This window comes from Bradyrhizobium sp. HKCCYLRH2047, from assembly GCF_051168175.1.
In the GTDB taxonomy this organism is placed as follows: Bacteria; Pseudomonadota; Alphaproteobacteria; order Rhizobiales; family Xanthobacteraceae; genus Bradyrhizobium.
In genome coordinates this window covers 58,983-73,843 of sequence record NZ_JBNPUM010000018.1, presented here as the reverse complement: position 1 = coordinate 73,843, position 14,861 = coordinate 58,983, and the positions used below count along the sequence as shown (strand labels likewise).

Below are 14,861 nucleotides of genomic sequence, written 5' to 3'. Positions count from 1 at the left end.
CAACAGTGCAGTATTCGCTACGCTGATCGTTCAGTGGATCGCAGGTCAAGGTGCGGGAACATACGAGGCGGTCTTGGGCCAGGTGCGCCGCCGGGTGCCGCCCACAACTGCGTCCTGTTCGACGTGTCGAGATGCTGCGCGGCTCGCAGATGCAGGTGGGGATTGGGCGCAGAGCCCGCTCTTGGCGCTCGCGCTGCGCCACACGGCGGCGACGTGGCTTATGCAGCGGCGCGCGAACCGTGGCAGGCCGCAGGCTTTCTCGGAATGTCGGTCAAGGTGCTGCTCGACACCTTCGGCCATCATCTCGCGGATTACGTGCGCGAGGCCGCGGCCGCGAATGCCTCGAAGGATCGCAAGCAGAACCTATCGGTGGTCGAAACGGTGGTTCACTTCGAAAAACACTTGGCGCGTAAGCCGTAACTCTTGAGCTCATTGGTGGGCCCGGCAGGACTCGAACCTGCAACCAGACCGTTATGAGCGGTCGGCTCTAACCATTGAGCTACAGGCCCCCGCGACGCTGAGGTCTTGCCGGCGGCGGGCAGGAGCGGGCCTGTCCGGCGCGGCATCGGAACCCCAACGACGGCTCGGGCTCCGTTTACAGCCTGGCCAGCCATCCGGCAATGCCGCTGCCCGATTGTTTTGGCGCGGCTCCGTCGCACGGTCCCGTCCAGGCCCGCCGCGACGCTAGTCCACCGAAACCCCGGCGAATTCCACCACCTTGCGCCACTTCTCGGTCTCGTCGACGACCAGCTTGCCGAACTCCGCCGGTGTCATCGCGCGCGGGATGCCGCCGGTCTCGGTGAGCCGCGCCACCAGCTTGGGGTCCTTCAGCGCCTCGCCGACGGCCTTGTTGAGGATCTCGATGATCTCGGGCGGCGTGCCCTTGGGCGCCGAGATGCCGTAGAAGCCGACCGATTCGTAGCCGGGCACGGTCTCGGCGATCGCGGGCACGTCCGGCACCGTCGGCCAGCGCTGCGGCGAGGTGACGCCGAGCGCGCGGACGCTGCCGCCGCGCGACTGTTCCAGCGCCGTCGGGAGGTTGTCGAAGATCAACTGCACCTTGTTGGAGATGATGTCGGGAAAGGCCAACGCCGAGCCGCGATAGGGCACATGCAGCATGTCGCATTTGGTCATCGCCTTGAACAGCTCGGCCGCCATGTGCACCGAGGTGCCGTTGCCCGAGGAGGCGAAGGCGATCTTGCCCGGGTTGGCCTTGCAGTAGTCGATGAACTCCTTGACGGTCTTGGCCGGCACGTCGTTGCTCACCACCAGCATGTTGGTGAGCTGCATGATGCTGGCGACCGGCACGGTGTCGCGGATGAAGTCATAAGGCAGCTTCTTGTAGAGCGAGGTGCTGATCGCGTTGTTGGGCGCGACGAACAGCAGCGTGTAGCCGTCGGGCGGGGAGTTGATCGCGGCCGCGGCCGCGATGTTGCCGCCCGAGCCGGTGCGGTTCTCGACCACGACCTGCTGGCCCAGGTGGTCGGACAGCCACTGCGCCATGATGCGGGCGACGATGTCGACCGGCCCGCCGGGGGCGAAGCCGATCAGCCAGCGGATGGGACGGTCCGGATAGGCGGCGAGCGCCGGTCCCGGTTTGGCGGCGAGTCCCGCCGCGACGATCAGCCCGAACAGCAGCGCGCGCGCCAGCTTCATGCCCGTCTTCCCCCATTGATTGTTGTCGTTCAGCTCGCATGCGGCGGCCCGGTCGCCCCGGCCGCCGATCGTTCAGGGCGCCGTCACTTCTTGATCAGCGGACACGCGGGATCGGGCGGGCCGAACGCGTCATCGCCTTTGATGGTCGCGAGGATCTTGTAGTAGTCCCAGGGATATTTGCTCTCCTCCGGCGATTTGACCTGCGCCAGCACGAGATCATGCACCATCAGATTGTCGGCGCGCAGCTTGCCGTTGCGGGCGAAGAAGTCCTCGACCGGCGTCTCACGCATCTTCGCGGCGACCGCGAGCGGATCGTCGCTGCCCGCCGCCTTGACGGCGTTGAGATAGTGCATGACGGCGGAATAGACGCCGGCCTGCCACATCGTCGGCATCCGGTTCATCTTGGCGAAATAGCGCTTCGACCATTCGCGCGTCTTGTCGTCCATGTCCCAGTAGAACGAGGTGGTGAGCAGGAGCCCTTGCGCGGCCGGCAGGCCGAGTGAATGAATGTCGGTGACCAGCGCGAGCAGCGCCGCCATCTGCTGTCCGCCCTTGAGCAGGCCGAACTCGGATGCGGTCTTGATCTCGTTCATGTTGTTGGGCGGGCCGGCGGCGATGCCGATGATCTTGGCCTTGGAGGCCTGCGCCTGCAGGATGAAGGACGACAGATCGGGCGTCGCGAATGGCGGCCGCACCGCGCCGACGACCTTGCCGCCATTGGCGGTGACGACGCTCGAGGCGTCGCGCTCCAGCGAATGGCCGAAGGCGTAGTCGTCGGTGATGAAGAACCAGCTGTCGCCGCCGCGCTTGACGACCTCCTTCGCCGTGCCGGTGGCGAGCGCGCGGGTGTCGAACACCCATTGCATCGCGTAGGGCGAGCAGAACTTGCCGTGGAAATCGGCGGCACCGGTCGACTGGGTGATGAACAGCTTCTTCTTCTCGGTGGCGATGGTCTGCACGGCGAGGCCCACCGCGGAGACCGGCACGTCGACGATGAGATCGACCTGCTCGGTGTCGTACCAGCGGCGCGCGATCGCAGCGCCGATGTCGGGCTTGAGCTGATGATCGCCGACGATGACGCTGATCGGCTTGTCCAGCACCTTGCCGCCGAAATCATCGACCGCCATCTGCGCCGCGGTGACGGATCCTTGTCCGGTCGGCGTCGAGGCCGGGCCGTTCATGTCGCTGAGCACGCCGATCTTGACGACGTTGTCGGAGATTTCGGCCTGCGCGGCGGTCGTGACCAGCAGCGCGGCTGCGGCCCACGCCGCCCGCTTCAAATAGCTGAGTTGCAATCAGTCCTCCACCGGTACCGGCGTGACGCCGTTGTTTGTTCCGGCTCTGCCGGCCGGTCCGCCTATCTGCAATCAATCCAGGGCGGCCGTCAATCATGCCGGACGGCGGAGCGGTGGAGCGGTCCTGTGCGCTGCAATGCCGCAAGGAGTGAGGTCGTCGCGCACGCGCGCGGGATGCTCGGCCGTTCAGGCCTTGGCGGTCTTTTGCTCCTCGTGCGCAGCCTCCCACACCTCGCGCGCGGCGTCCGCATTCATGAGCGCGATACCGACACCCACGATCAGGTCCGGCCAGATCGAGGGCCACACAAAGGCGGTCACGAGACCGACCGCGATGATCGCGATGTTGGCGAAGGCGTCGTTGCGTGCGGACAGGAAGGCGGCGCGGGTGAGGCTGCCCTGGTGGTCCCTGACCCGCGCCAGGATCAACGCGCAGCCGAGATTGACGATCAGCGCGCCGAGGCCGGTCACGGTGAGCGGCAGCGGTGCGGGTGCGATCGGCGTGAAGAACTTCTCGCCGGCGGTCCACAGTCCGGCGACCGCGGGCGCCAGCAGGATCAGCGCCAGCGCCTTGCCGAGCAGCGCCCGCTGCGGCGCGCTCCAGCGCAGCGCCAGCGCAATCAGGATGTTGACCGAGGCATCCTCCAGAAAGTCGACGCTGTCGGCAAACAGCGACACCGAGCCGATCGCCAGCGCCACGGCGAACTCGATGCCGAAATAGCCGAGATTGAGCGCGGCAACGACAAGCACGGCGCGGCGAACGATGGTTGTCGCGTCCATCAGGCGTCCTCAATCATCGAGAGCCGCGAGCCGCTCCGCCTCGGCGAGGTCGAGCGCGGTATTGGCATTGAAGAACGGATCCAGCGGAACCGACGGCCAGCTCACGGTCGCGACCTTGTAGCGCGCCGTGAAGCGGGTGACCTTCCGGATGTCCTCCGCGACCAGGGCGTGCCGGAGATCCTCGCGCAGCCCGACCGGCCACAGCCCGATCACTGGATGGGTCTGTCCGCCGGACGCCGCCACCGCCAGTTCGGCCTGCTCCGCCGCCCGCGCTGCGGCCAGCCGCGCGACCAGATCGCGCGGCAGGAAGGGGCAGTCGCCGGCGGCGCTCAGCATCCACCGTGCCTCCGGCATATGCGCCGCAACCCAGTCGAGCCCGGCGAGAATGCCGGCGAGCGGGCCCGGGAAGCCGGCGACGCCATCCGGCACGACGGCCAGGCCGTTGCCCGCGAAGCGCGCGGGGTCGCCGTTGGCATTTAGGATCAGCCGGCTGCACTGCGGCGCCAGCCGCGCGATCACGCGCTCCAGGATGGTGCGGCCGTCGACCATGCGCAACGGCTTGTCGCCGCCGCCCATCCGCTGCGCGCGACCGCCGGCGAGCAGCACGCCGGGGATCGAAGTCGAGGTCATGGCTGTCATCGCGGGCTCGTTACCACGACTGCTGCCAGGGCGTCAGCGTCGGCCCGCGCGCGATCCACCATTTGCGCCTGCGCGGCGGCCGTACCGGCATGCCCCTCCCCGACGAGCCCTTGCCTGGTCCGCGCGGCTGCTGGCATGACATCGCCAAGAGTGGATATGGCGTTCCACGGGGCCTTCGGGCCATCGATCGATCCCGCGCTCCTGGCTGTGCAAAAGCGCCGGGGCCTTTCTGGAGACTGCGATGAAAGTCATCGGCCTCGCCGGCTGGAGCGGCGCCGGCAAGACCACGCTGCTGACGCGGCTGATTCCTCATCTCAGGGGGCAGGGACTGCGCGTCTCGGTGATCAAGCACGCCCATCACAAGTTCGACGTCGACGTCCCGGGCAAGGATTCGTGGCGGCATCGCGAGGCCGGGGCCGAGGAGGTTCTCGTCGCGTCGGGCACGCGCTGGGCGCTGATGCACGAGCTGCGAGGCGCAAGGGAGCCGGCCCTCGCGGAGCTGCTGGCGAGATTGTCTCCCGTCGATCTGGTCGTCATCGAAGGCTACAAGGCCGGCCCGCATCGCCGCATCGAGGTGCATCGCGCAGCCAATGGCAAGCCGCTGATGTTTCCCGACGATCCGGGCATTGTCGGGCTCGTCAGCGACGGCGATGCCGAGACGGCGTTGCCGCGCGCTCATCTCGACGATATCCCGGCGGTCGCGGCACTCGTCCAATATCTGGCGATGCCGCGGGCGGACGTTCTCGCGCTGGGCGACAAACCTGGTGTTCCATGATGGAACTCGCGAGTTCGCACCCGCATCTTCTGGCATTCATGGAACCCAGTTCCGGGTTCCATGGGATGATGCGACCCGGGTTGACGTGCCGGAACCGCTTCTCCATGGTCGCGCGCATGATGATGACGAGGCTGGATCTGACGGGCCTGAAGTGCCCATTGCCGGTGCTGAAGACCCGGAAGGCGCTGCAGACGCTCAAGGCGGGAGAGCGGCTCGAAGTGTGCTGTACCGATCCGCTCGCGGTGATCGACATCCCGAATCTGGTGCGGCAGACCGGGGATCGGGTCGAGAGCGTCGATCGCACCGAGCGCGGCATTCTGTTTCGGATCGAGAAGGCCGCGGAACCGGCCGGATGATCCGCGCGGCGACGACATCCTCTGCTGCTGGCTGCTCGAACTACGTAGTTCGCGCGATGTCTCGGCGCATCGATGTGTCAAGGGATCGTGCTGCTTCCTATCGTCGCAGGGGCGCCAACCCGAGCTCACAACAATGCCGCGTTCTCAGTCCAGGCTTGCGATGCTGTTGCCAGGCAAGGACAAGTTGTTCCTTCTTCACGTTTCCGCGAGCGCGGGCATGCGGCGTCGAGCCGTGTCCGTCGCTGATGGTCCGCACATCTCATTAGTTGATTCCATCAGGGATGGCCGTGACGCGTCGGGAAAGTAATCGAGAGCAACATGACTACAGCCGTGAGTGGCGGTCGCGTTGGTTGCACGTGAATTTGTGTGTTTGTTAGCAACACATTCGCGCTGCAGTGCGATCAATCCACCAAGATTGACCGATTATTACCATTTTACTATCGACAATTTGCCTCGGTTCTGCACCAATTGGGGCGCTTCCGCGGAGGTTGCGGGGGGCGAGTCATGCCCGCTGGGGAGCGGGCCAGGCAGAACAGCGGCACAAGCAAGAATGGTGACGGCATAACGTCTCGGGTGGGGTGTTATGCGCATCGAGGCAGTGATGAGCGTTTGTGCGTTGCAAGACTGCTCTGGTACGCGATAGCGGGCGGGGTGAGTGGGCGTATTGATTCTGATCAAGGGGACAGAACATGACGTTGTTGCGTTGGACGAGAGTCCGTAGGGGAGGAATGCATGGCTACCATTGAAAGCGCGGGCACGCTCCCGGGCGCGCAGGCGGGAATCTTCGATCGTGAGCACACGGTCGCCAAGGCCGGGTTCAACCGCTGGCTGGTTCCTCCGGCTGCGCTGTGCATCCATCTGTGCATCGGCATGGCCTATGGCTTCTCGGTGTTCTGGCTGCCGCTGTCACGCGCGATCGGCGTGACCAAGACCCAGGCCTGTCCGGACATGTCCCTGGTGCAGGAGCTGTTCACGACGAGCTGCGACTGGAAGGTCGCGAGCCTCGGCTGGATGTACACCCTGTTCTTCGTGCTGCTCGGCGCCTCCGCGGCGATCTGGGGCGGCTGGCTCGAACGGGCCGGACCGCGCAAGGCGGGCGCCGTCGCGGCCTGCTGCTGGGGCGGCGGCCTGCTGTTCGCAGCGCTCGGCATCTACGTGCATCAGCTCTGGATGATGTGGCTCGGTGCCGGCGTCATCGGCGGCATCGGCCTCGGCCTCGGCTACATCTCGCCGGTGTCAACCCTGGTGAAATGGTTCCCGGACCGGCGCGGCATGGCGACCGGCATGGCGATCATGGGCTTCGGCGGCGGCGCGATGATCGGCGCCCCGCTCGCCAACCTGCTGATGAACTACTTCAAGACCCCGACCTCGGTCGGTGTCTGGGAGACCTTCGTCACGATGGGCGTGATCTATTTCGTGTTCATGATGATCGGCGCCTTCGCCTATCGCGTCGCTCCGGTCGGCTGGCAGCCCGAGGGCTGGACGCCGCCGGCAGTGAAGAAGGCGATGATCTCGGAGCACCATGTGCATCTCGACAACGCGCACAAGACTCCGCAGTTCTGGCTGGTCTGGTGGGTGCTCTGCTTGAACGTGTCGGCAGGCATCGGCGTGATCGGCATGGCCTCGCCGATGCTGCAGGAGATCTTCGCCGGCAAGCTGATCGGTTTGCCCGACGTCAGCTTCAACCAGCTCGACGCCACCCAGAAGGCGGCGATTGCGGGCATCGCGGCAGGCTTTGCCGGCCTGCTGTCGCTGTTCAACATTGGCGGCAGGTTCTTCTGGGCGTCGCTGTCGGACCACATCGGCCGCAAGAACACCTATTACTGCTTCTTCCTGATCGGCATCGTGCTCTATGCGCTGGCGCCGACCTTCGCAGCGATGGGTTCGAAGCTGCTGTTCGTGGCGGCCTTCGCCATCATCCTCTCGATGTATGGTGGCGGCTTCGCGACGGTCCCGGCCTATCTGGCCGACCTGTTCGGCACCCAGTTCGTGGGCGCCATCCACGGCCGGCTGCTGACGGCCTGGGCCACGGCCGGCATCATCGGTCCGGTGGTCGTCAACTACATCCGCGAGTTCCAGCTCGCCGCCGGCGTGCCGCGCGACCAGCTGTACAACACGACGATGTATATTCTCTGCGCCATGCTCCTGGCCGGCCTGATCTGCAACTTCCTGATCAAGCCCGTCGATGACAAGTGGAACATGAGCGCGGACGACGTCGCGAAGTACCAGGCGGAGCTCGCCAAGAACGAGTCGGCGATCCAGCACGGGTCGTTCGGCATCGGCAAGGGTGGCCTCGACGTCAAGGCCGGCTTGTTCTGGGCCTTCGTCGGCGTGCCGCTGGCATGGGGTGTCTGGAAGACGCTGGAAAGCGCGGTCAAGATCTTCTGATCCGAACCGGATCGGAGAGTGCGGGGCGGCCGGTTCGGCCGCCCCGTTTTTTTGCGCGACTTATGCTTTTCCTATGAGAGATGAAGTCAGCCCGTCTCGCATTCCTACGGCGAGGGGCTCCATCTTCCGCTTTGCCGGCCGGATGTCGCGCCGGCCTTGGCGGAGAATGAACATGAGCTCGGTCGAACCGTTTAGCGACGTCCGTGGCGCTTACGTCGCCTGGGCCCTGCGGCCTTCGCGCCTGATCAAGACGCTGCGCAAGACTGTCAGGGCCATCCGTGCGGCGATTGCCGTAGCCAAGCTCCGGCGCCTGCGCAACGAGTTGCTCTTCCGGCGCGGCACTGGAGCGACGATCGAACTCGACGCCAGGCATCGGCCGCAAGCGCCTTTGCTTCTCGGCGACAAATGGGACTTCTGAGGCCTTCGGCCTGCGGATCGCCCTCTCAAAGCTGTGCTGCGTGCTTCGGAGACGTCGCGGCAGACGAGGCGCTCAGCCGCGCCATCGCTTGTCCGATCATTGTCTTCGCCGCCCCGTCAAGCTCGGTCAACGGCAAGCGCACACCGGCCGCAACAAGGCCCTGCAGGCTCAGGGCATATTTCAATGCCGCCGGCGCATCGCGATTGAACGCCTCGATCAGCGGCAGCAACCTGCCGTGCAGCCGTCGTGCCGCGCGCCAGCGCGCGCGCTGGTAGGTGGCGAACAGCACGTTGCAGAGCTCCGGCGCGACGTTGGCCGCCAGCGAGAAGCAGCCATCGCCACCAGCGGCCGCGAACGGCACCGCCGCCATATCGTCGCCCGACAACAGGCGAAAGCCGGGTGGCGTCAGTGATCGCAGATGAACGGCGCGCGCGGTATCACCGGTGCTGTCGCGCAAGCCGACGAATTGCGCCCATCGCGACAGGCGGATCAGCGTCTCGTCCGGCAGCGCGCGCCCCGTGCGCGAGGGGCAATCATGCAGGATGACCGGCAGTGTGGTTGAGTCTCCGACCGCGCGGAAGTGCGCGTAGATGCCCTCTGCCGTAGGCCGGTTGTAGTAGGGGACCACCGACATGATCGCATCGGCGCCCGCGGCCGCCGCCTGCCGGGTGTTTTGCACGGCCTGGAGCGTCGCGTTGGAGCCCGCGCCGGCAATGACGCGAACCCGATTGCAGGCCGCGGTCACAGCCGCGCGAATGACCGCTTCGCGCTCCGCTGCCGTCAGCGTGGACGCTTCACCCGCGGTCTCGCAGACCAGGATCGCACTGGCGCCGGCTTCGATCTGCCGCTCGCACAATCGGGCGAGTGCGGCGATGTCGACTGCGCCGGTCGCATCGAACGGCGTCGGAATGTCTGCGATCGTGCCGGTCAGCCATCGTGCGGCAGGTCCACGCGGCGGCGTCGGGGCGGCACTCATGCGATCGGCCGCCGGCTGCTGCCAAACAACAGTCCGACGGGCGCGAAGCGTCCGTTGGTGTCGAGCTCGATCGTGCGCGACAGCTCGACGATCGTCTCCGGATGATGGCCATTCTCGAACAGTGCATATTTCATCGCTTCGGCGCGGCTGACGAACAGGCCGCCATAGAGGCAGTTCTGCTCCTGGGCAACCCATTGGCCGCAGCTATTCCGACCGATGAGGACGAGGGCGGCAGCAGGCTTGTGACACGACGGAGGTTCGACGAGCTTCATGGACGTGGTCCTTCTGGTTCAAGCGCGCATCTCGTGAGATGACGTTGCGTTGGTTCATCGAATATCGCGGTGTACGGATAGGAATTCGAGGCGGCGGAGCGGTCGACGTCATAGGCGCCGCGTAGGCACGCGCCGGTCAGGATTCCGAGAGCTGGTTGAGTGTCATGACGCCGCAGTAGAGCGAGAGATAGCCGACCATCTCGTCCCAATGATTGAGGCTTGCGTTGAAGACGCGCTCACGGCGCAGCGTGGCGAGCACGGCACATAGGATGACGGTCATCCAGAGCAGGGCAGCGAGGCTGCGCCCGAAGCCGATGCTGCCGAACGTCGCGAACAGAACGAGGATCGCGGTTCGCAGCCCGAAGCGAAGCAACACTCTGGCCGGGGACAGCTCCACGGGCTCGTCGGCCGGGAGGATCATCGCCGCGCTCTCGTCCTCTCAGAAATTGTCGCAGCAGAGCAGGGTTGCGAGCACGGGCTCGGCGGAGCGTTCTCCGGAGCCGGGCAGCGTCGGCTCGAGGCGACGCGCTTCGGCGGCTGCGTGGAGAATGGCGAGGGCGAGATCGGTGTGTCTGGCCTCGGCGCAATGGTCGAGCCAGTCCGGCAACTCGCGTCGTTGTGAGAGCGCGCAGTGCCATTCGCCGTCATCATAGGCGAGGCGGCGGAGCGACCATCGCGGCAATTGCAGCGCGATCAGCTCCAGCGCGGCATCGATCCGGGCCTCCGCCTGCATCATCCGGCCGATCCGGATCCGGCGCCGTCCGCGCGCCGACAGCGGCGAGACGCCATCGTCCTCGCCGAGAAGGTCGGTCAGCAGCGCGGCTGTTTCCTGCGCGGCCTGCCGTGGCTCGGCGAAATCTCGGGGTGTCGTGACCGGCATGATGATGCTCCGTCGTGATTGAGCGACGGCCCGCACCGGGCCGTGCCAACAATCTGGCGGCAGCGGCCGTAGGAATGCGAGACGGGCGAGGCCAGGAAGAAATAAGCGGCGCATAAGCGTGCGGCGCCACCGTGGGCGCTCCCTATGCAGCGGCGCTCATCGTCGGCCGGCTTCGGCCGCGGAATGCCGCGATCTTTATGAGATTCCTATAACTTTGCCGGCGGCGCGGTCTCGAAAACCTATGGTTCCGAATGCCATCTGTGCCGATGCAACGGACCGCGGGGCGCAGACCCTACGCGTTGCGCGCCTCGCGCGCATGAGGAGCACACCATGCTGGACATCCTGATGCTGGCGCTGGCCGCCGGCTTATTCGCCCTGGCGATCGGCTACACCTACGCCTGCGAGCGGCTCTAGGAGACGAGCCATGATCTTCGACTATTCGCTCGCCGGCGCGGTGTCGCTCGGCCTTCTGATCTACCTCACCTACGCGCTGTTGCGGCCCGAGCGGTTCTGACCGCCACCGTCGCTCCCTCAAGGACAACATTCCCATGACCGTGATCGGCTGGATCCAGATCCTGCTCTACTGCGCCGTCATCGTCGCGCTCGCCAAGCCGCTCGGCTGGTACATGACGCGCGTCTTCAATGGCGAGCGCACCTTGCTGTCGCCGGTGCTGCGGCCGGTGGAGGCCGCGATCTACTGGATCGGCGGCGTCGACGAGCGCCGCGAGCAGCATTGGCTGACCTACACGGTCGCAATGCTGCTGTTCCATGTCGGCGGCTTCCTGATCATCTACGGCGTGATGCGGCTGCAGGCCGTGCTGCCGTTCAATCCCGCCGGACAGTCCGCGGTTGCCGAGGATCTCTCCTTCAACACCGCGATCAGCTTCCTGACCAACACCAATTGGCAGAACTACGGCGGCGAGAGCGCGCTCTCCTATCTCGTGCAGATGCTCGGGCTGACGCACCAGAACTTCCTGTCGGCTGCGACCGGCATCGTGCTCGCGATCGCGCTGATCCGCGGCTTCTCACGGGCATCAGCGCGGACCGTCGGCAATTTCTGGGTCGATGTCGTCAGATGTACGCTCTACGTCCTGCTGCCGCTCTGCATCGTCTACACGCTGTTCCTGGTCTGGCAGGGCATCCCGCAGACGCTCGGGCCCTATGTCGAGGCGACGACGCTGGAAGGCGCCAAGCAGACCATCGCTGTCGGTCCGGTCGCCTCGCAGGTCGCGATCAAGATGCTCGGCACCAATGGCGGCGGCTTCTTCAATGCCAACGCCGCGCATCCGTTCGAGAACCCGACCGCGCTGTCGAACTTCATCCAGATGCTCTCGATCTTCGCGCTTGGCGCCGCCCTGACCAACGTGTTCGGCCGCATGGTCGGCAACCAGCGCCAGGGCTGGGCGCTCCTCGCCGTGATGGGCGCGCTGTTCATCGCCGGCGTCGCCATCACCTACTGGGCCGAGGCCAACGGTACGACCACGCTGAACGCGCTGGGACTGACCGGCGGCAACATGGAAGGCAAGGAGGTCCGCTTCGGCGTCGTCGCGTCGTCGCTGTTCGCCGTCATCACCACGGCCGCCTCCTGCGGCGCGGTCAACGCCATGCACGACAGCTTCACCGCGCTCGGCGGCATGATCCCGCTGATCAACATGCAGCTCGGCGAGATCATCGTCGGCGGCGTCGGCGCCGGCCTCTACGGCATGCTGCTGTTCGTCGTGCTCGCGATCTTCGTTGCCGGCCTGATGGTCGGGCGTACGCCGGAATATGTCGGCAAGAAGATCGAGGCCCGCGAGGTCAAGATGGCGATGCTGGCAATCCTGGTGCTGCCCTTGATGTATCTCGGCTGGACCGCGGTCGCGGTGGTGCTGCCACCGGCCGTCGCCTCGATGGCCAATGCCGGACCGCACGGCTTCACCGAGGTGCTCTACGCCTACACCTCGGCGACGGCCAACAACGGCTCGGCCTTCGCGGGCCTCACCGGCAACACCTTCTTCTACAATCTGACGCTCGCCTCCTCGATGTTCGTCGGCCGCTTCTTCATGATCATCCCGGCGATGGCGATCGCGGGCTCGCTCGCGCAGAAGAAGTCGATCCCGCCCTCGGCCGGCACGTTCCCGACCACCGGCGGCCTGTTCGTCGGCCTCGTCGTCGGCGTCATCCTGATCATCGGCGGCCTCACCTTCTTCCCGGCTCTCGCCCTCGGTCCGATCGTCGAGCATCTCGCGATGGCCGCCGGCACCGTGTTCTGATTTCGGAGCGACCTCCATGGACACCATCAAACTGCAGAAGCGCTCGTCGATGTCGACGATGCTCGACCCGAAGATCGTGCTGCCGGCCATCAAGGCCGCGGTGGTCAAGCTCGACCCGCGGCTGATGATCAGGAACCCCGTGATGTTCGTGGTCGAGGTCGTCGCGGCGCTCACCACGGTGATCTTCCTGCGCGACGTCGCGACCGGCGGCGCGAATCTCGGCTTCACCTTCCAGATCATTCTCTGGCTGTGGTTCACCGTGCTGTTCGCCAATTTCGCCGAAGCCGTCGCCGAAGGCCGCGGCAAGGCGCAGGCGGATTCGCTGCGCAAGACGCGCACCGAGAGCCAGGCCAAGCTGCTGACGGGCACGAACCCGGCCGACCACACCTACAAGCTCGTGCCCGGAACCAGCCTGAAGGTCGGCGACCTCGTGCTGGTCGAGGCCGGCGACACGATCCCTTCCGACGGCGAGGTGATCGAGGGCGTCGCCTCGGTCAACGAGGCTGCGATCACCGGCGAGTCCGCTCCGGTCATCCGGGAGTCCGGCGGCGACCGCTCGGCGGTGACCGGCGGCACGCAGGTGCTGTCGGACTGGATCCGCGTCAGGATCACCGCGGCCCAGGGCTCGACCTTCATCGACCGCATGATCAAGCTGGTCGAGGGAGCCGAGCGGCAGAAGACGCCGAACGAGATCGCGCTCAACATCCTGCTCGCCGGCCTCACCATCATCTTCGTGTTCGCGACGGTGACGATCCCGAGCTACGCGGCCTATGCCGGCGGCTCGATCTCGGTGGTGGTGCTGGTGGCGCTGTTCGTGACCTTGATCCCGACCACGATCGGCGCGCTGCTGTCGGCGATCGGCATCGCCGGCATGGACCGCCTGGTGCGCTTCAACGTGCTGGCGATGTCCGGCCGCGCGGTCGAGGCCGCCGGCGACGTCGATACGCTGCTGCTCGACAAGACCGGCACCATCACGCTCGGCAATCGGCAGGCGACTGCGTTCCGTCCCGTCCGGGGCGTCAGCGAGCAGGAGCTGGCTGACGCGGCGCAGCTCGCCTCGCTCGCCGACGAGACGCCCGAGGGACGTTCCATCGTGGTGCTGGCAAAGGAGAAGTATGGCATCCGCGGCCGCGACATGGCCGAGCTCGGCGCCACCTTCGTGCCGTTCACGGCGCAGACCCGCATGAGCGGCGTCGATGCCGGCGGTTCCTCGGTGCGCAAGGGCGCGGTCGACGCCATCCTCAACTCCATCGGCGGCGGCGGCCCGACCCAGCCCGTCTCCGGCAACACGGCGCGCGCGGTCCAGCCGGTCGAGAGCGAGCTTGTCCGCGAGATCCGTGCAATCTCCGACGACATCGCCAAATCCGGCGGCACGCCGCTCGCGGTCGCCAGGGACGGGCGCCTGCTCGGCGTCATCCAGCTCAAGGATATCGTCAAGGGCGGCATCCGCGAACGTTTCGCCGAGCTGCGCCGGATGGGCATCCGCACCATCATGATCACCGGCGACAACCCGATGACCGCGGCGGCGATCGCCGCCGAAGCCGGCGTCGACGATTTCCTGGCGCAGGCGACCCCCGAGGACAAGCTCAAGCTGATCCGAGACGAGCAGGCCAAGGGCAAGCTGGTCGCCATGTGCGGCGACGGCACCAACGACGCGCCGGCGCTGGCGCAAGCCGATGTCGGCGTCGCCATGAACACCGGCACGCAGGCCGCGCGCGAGGCCGGCAACATGGTCGATCTCGATTCCAACCCGACCAAGCTGATCGAGGTGGTGGAGATCGGCAAGCAGCTCTTGATGACGCGCGGCGCGCTGACGACGTTCTCGATCGCCAACGACGTCGCCAAATATTTCGCGATCATCCCGGCGATGTTCCTGGCGTTCTACCCGCAGCTGAACGTGCTGAACGTCATGAACCTCGCGAGCCCGCAGAGCGCGATCCTGTCGGCGATCATCTTCAACGCGCTCGTCATCATCGCGCTGATCCCGCTGGCGCTGAAGGGCGTCGCCTACCGCGCCATCGGCGCCGGCGCGCTGCTCGGCCGCAACCTGATGATCTATGGCCTGGGCGGCATCATCATCCCCTTCATCGGCATCAAGGCAATCGACCTGATCGTGACCGCCTTGCACCTGGCTTGAACCACCACCGGCGTCATTGCGAGCGAAGCGACGCAATCCA

General features: G+C 66.2%; 16 protein-coding genes and 1 tRNA gene. 8 read left to right on the top strand and 9 right to left on the bottom strand.

The genetic code is table 11. The features are described from left to right. The first annotated feature begins 213 nt into the window (after positions 1–213). Positions 214–420: a hypothetical protein gene (locus tag ACQR1D_RS29625; protein ID WP_434839247.1), complete on the top strand. Its 207-nt coding sequence runs from the start codon at positions 214–216 to the stop codon at positions 418–420. 13 nt (positions 421–433) lie between these two features. Here ACQR1D_RS29625 and ACQR1D_RS29620 read toward each other — a convergent pair. The 5 genes from ACQR1D_RS29620 to mobA form a co-directional block, all read right to left on the bottom strand. Next, positions 434–509 (bottom strand) — tRNA-Ile (locus ACQR1D_RS29620). A 175-nt stretch (positions 510–684) separates the two neighbouring features. Continuing rightward, on the bottom strand, positions 685–1,656 hold the full coding sequence (locus tag ACQR1D_RS29615; protein ID WP_316177694.1) for a Bug family tripartite tricarboxylate transporter substrate binding protein: 972 nt from the start codon (positions 1,654–1,656) through the stop codon (positions 685–687). An 83-nt stretch (positions 1,657–1,739) separates the two neighbouring features. Continuing rightward, positions 1,740–2,951, bottom strand: a complete 1,212-nt coding sequence (locus ACQR1D_RS29610; protein WP_316239214.1) for an ABC transporter substrate-binding protein — start codon at positions 2,949–2,951, stop codon at positions 1,740–1,742. A 186-nt stretch (positions 2,952–3,137) separates the two neighbouring features. Then, positions 3,138–3,728 carry a cation transporter gene (locus tag ACQR1D_RS29605; RefSeq protein WP_316177697.1) on the bottom strand — a complete coding sequence of 197 codons (591 nt, stop codon included), beginning with the start codon at positions 3,726–3,728 and terminating at the stop codon, positions 3,138–3,140. 9 nt (positions 3,729–3,737) lie between these two features. After that, on the bottom strand, positions 3,738–4,367 hold the full coding sequence (mobA, locus tag ACQR1D_RS29600) for a molybdenum cofactor guanylyltransferase MobA (protein WP_316239215.1): 630 nt from the start codon (positions 4,365–4,367) through the stop codon (positions 3,738–3,740). 241 nt (positions 4,368–4,608) lie between these two features. Between mobA and mobB the strand changes: the two genes are divergently transcribed. From mobB to ACQR1D_RS29580, 4 genes are all read left to right on the top strand, one after another. Further along, a complete protein-coding gene (gene mobB / locus ACQR1D_RS29595; RefSeq protein ID WP_316177702.1) occupies positions 4,609–5,142 on the top strand; it encodes a molybdopterin-guanine dinucleotide biosynthesis protein B in 534 nt (177 codons plus the stop codon). Positions 5,143–5,258: 116 nt separating this feature from the next. Next, positions 5,259–5,498, top strand: a complete 240-nt coding sequence (locus ACQR1D_RS29590) for a sulfurtransferase TusA family protein (protein ID WP_315805442.1) — start codon at positions 5,259–5,261, stop codon at positions 5,496–5,498. 732 nt (positions 5,499–6,230) lie between these two features. Further along, complete coding sequence (locus ACQR1D_RS29585) at positions 6,231–7,886, top strand: OFA family MFS transporter (RefSeq protein WP_315805413.1); 1,656 nt, start codon at positions 6,231–6,233, stop codon at positions 7,884–7,886. Between the two features lie 172 nt (positions 7,887–8,058). Further along, on the top strand, positions 8,059–8,304 hold the full coding sequence (locus ACQR1D_RS29580) for a hypothetical protein (RefSeq protein ID WP_434839246.1): 246 nt from the start codon (positions 8,059–8,061) through the stop codon (positions 8,302–8,304). A 25-nt stretch (positions 8,305–8,329) separates the two neighbouring features. On the opposite strand, the gene dapA is transcribed toward ACQR1D_RS29580, so the two are convergent. The 4 genes from dapA to ACQR1D_RS29560 all read right to left on the bottom strand — a co-directional run bounded on the left by dapA (position 8,330) and on the right by ACQR1D_RS29560 (position 10,432). After that, positions 8,330–9,280, bottom strand: coding sequence for a 4-hydroxy-tetrahydrodipicolinate synthase (gene dapA, locus ACQR1D_RS29575; protein ID WP_434839245.1), 951 nt, complete (start codon positions 9,278–9,280; stop codon positions 8,330–8,332). Next, positions 9,277–9,552, bottom strand: a complete 276-nt coding sequence (locus tag ACQR1D_RS29570) for a hypothetical protein (protein ID WP_434839244.1) — start codon at positions 9,550–9,552, stop codon at positions 9,277–9,279. The genes dapA and ACQR1D_RS29570 overlap by 4 nt, the downstream gene beginning before the upstream one ends. A gap of 136 nt (positions 9,553–9,688) precedes the next feature. Then, complete coding sequence (locus ACQR1D_RS29565) at positions 9,689–9,973, bottom strand: hypothetical protein (protein ID WP_434839243.1); 285 nt, start codon at positions 9,971–9,973, stop codon at positions 9,689–9,691. An 18-nt stretch (positions 9,974–9,991) separates the two neighbouring features. Beyond that, positions 9,992–10,432: a hypothetical protein gene (locus tag ACQR1D_RS29560; protein WP_434839242.1), complete on the bottom strand. Its 441-nt coding sequence runs from the start codon at positions 10,430–10,432 to the stop codon at positions 9,992–9,994. A gap of 424 nt (positions 10,433–10,856) precedes the next feature. Here ACQR1D_RS29560 and ACQR1D_RS29555 point away from each other — a divergent pair, with 424 nt between their 5' ends. The 3 genes from ACQR1D_RS29555 to kdpB are packed head-to-tail and all read left to right on the top strand — an operon-like array spanning position 10,857 to position 14,821. Then, on the top strand, positions 10,857–10,946 hold the full coding sequence (locus ACQR1D_RS29555) for a K(+)-transporting ATPase subunit F (protein ID WP_042340291.1): 90 nt from the start codon (positions 10,857–10,859) through the stop codon (positions 10,944–10,946). A 34-nt stretch (positions 10,947–10,980) separates the two neighbouring features. Then, positions 10,981–12,684 carry a potassium-transporting ATPase subunit KdpA gene (gene kdpA / locus ACQR1D_RS29550; RefSeq protein ID WP_434894238.1) on the top strand — a complete coding sequence of 568 codons (1,704 nt, stop codon included), beginning with the start codon at positions 10,981–10,983 and terminating at the stop codon, positions 12,682–12,684. Between the two features lie 16 nt (positions 12,685–12,700). Continuing rightward, positions 12,701–14,821, top strand: coding sequence for a potassium-transporting ATPase subunit KdpB (gene kdpB, locus ACQR1D_RS29545; RefSeq protein ID WP_316217672.1), 2,121 nt, complete (start codon positions 12,701–12,703; stop codon positions 14,819–14,821). Positions 14,822–14,861: the final 40 nt, after the last annotated feature.

What these genes read in the sequence shown, in the direction of transcription:
- ACQR1D_RS29615 (WP_316177694.1), bottom strand. Translation starts at nt 1,656, where the DNA reads ATGAAGCTGGCGCGCGCGCTGCTGTTCGGGCTGATCGTCGCGGCGGGA.
- ACQR1D_RS29605 (WP_316177697.1), bottom strand. Translation starts at nt 3,728, where the DNA reads ATGGACGCGACAACCATCGTTCGCCGCGCCGTGCTTGTCGTTGCCGCG.
- mobA (WP_316239215.1), bottom strand. Translation starts at nt 4,367, where the DNA reads ATGACAGCCATGACCTCGACTTCGATCCCCGGCGTGCTGCTCGCCGGC.
- mobB (WP_316177702.1), top strand. Translation starts at nt 4,609, where the DNA reads ATGAAAGTCATCGGCCTCGCCGGCTGGAGCGGCGCCGGCAAGACCACG.
- ACQR1D_RS29590 (WP_315805442.1), top strand. Translation starts at nt 5,259, where the DNA reads ATGATGATGACGAGGCTGGATCTGACGGGCCTGAAGTGCCCATTGCCG.
- ACQR1D_RS29585 (WP_315805413.1), top strand. Translation starts at nt 6,231, where the DNA reads ATGGCTACCATTGAAAGCGCGGGCACGCTCCCGGGCGCGCAGGCGGGA.
- ACQR1D_RS29580 (WP_434839246.1), top strand. Translation starts at nt 8,059, where the DNA reads ATGAGCTCGGTCGAACCGTTTAGCGACGTCCGTGGCGCTTACGTCGCC.
- dapA (WP_434839245.1), bottom strand. Translation starts at nt 9,280, where the DNA reads ATGAGTGCCGCCCCGACGCCGCCGCGTGGACCTGCCGCACGATGGCTG.
- ACQR1D_RS29570 (WP_434839244.1), bottom strand. Translation starts at nt 9,552, where the DNA reads ATGAAGCTCGTCGAACCTCCGTCGTGTCACAAGCCTGCTGCCGCCCTC.
- ACQR1D_RS29565 (WP_434839243.1), bottom strand. Translation starts at nt 9,973, where the DNA reads ATGATCCTCCCGGCCGACGAGCCCGTGGAGCTGTCCCCGGCCAGAGTG.
- ACQR1D_RS29560 (WP_434839242.1), bottom strand. Translation starts at nt 10,432, where the DNA reads ATGCCGGTCACGACACCCCGAGATTTCGCCGAGCCACGGCAGGCCGCG.
- ACQR1D_RS29555 (WP_042340291.1), top strand. Translation starts at nt 10,857, where the DNA reads ATGATCTTCGACTATTCGCTCGCCGGCGCGGTGTCGCTCGGCCTTCTG.
- kdpA (WP_434894238.1), top strand. Translation starts at nt 10,981, where the DNA reads ATGACCGTGATCGGCTGGATCCAGATCCTGCTCTACTGCGCCGTCATC.
- kdpB (WP_316217672.1), top strand. Translation starts at nt 12,701, where the DNA reads ATGGACACCATCAAACTGCAGAAGCGCTCGTCGATGTCGACGATGCTC.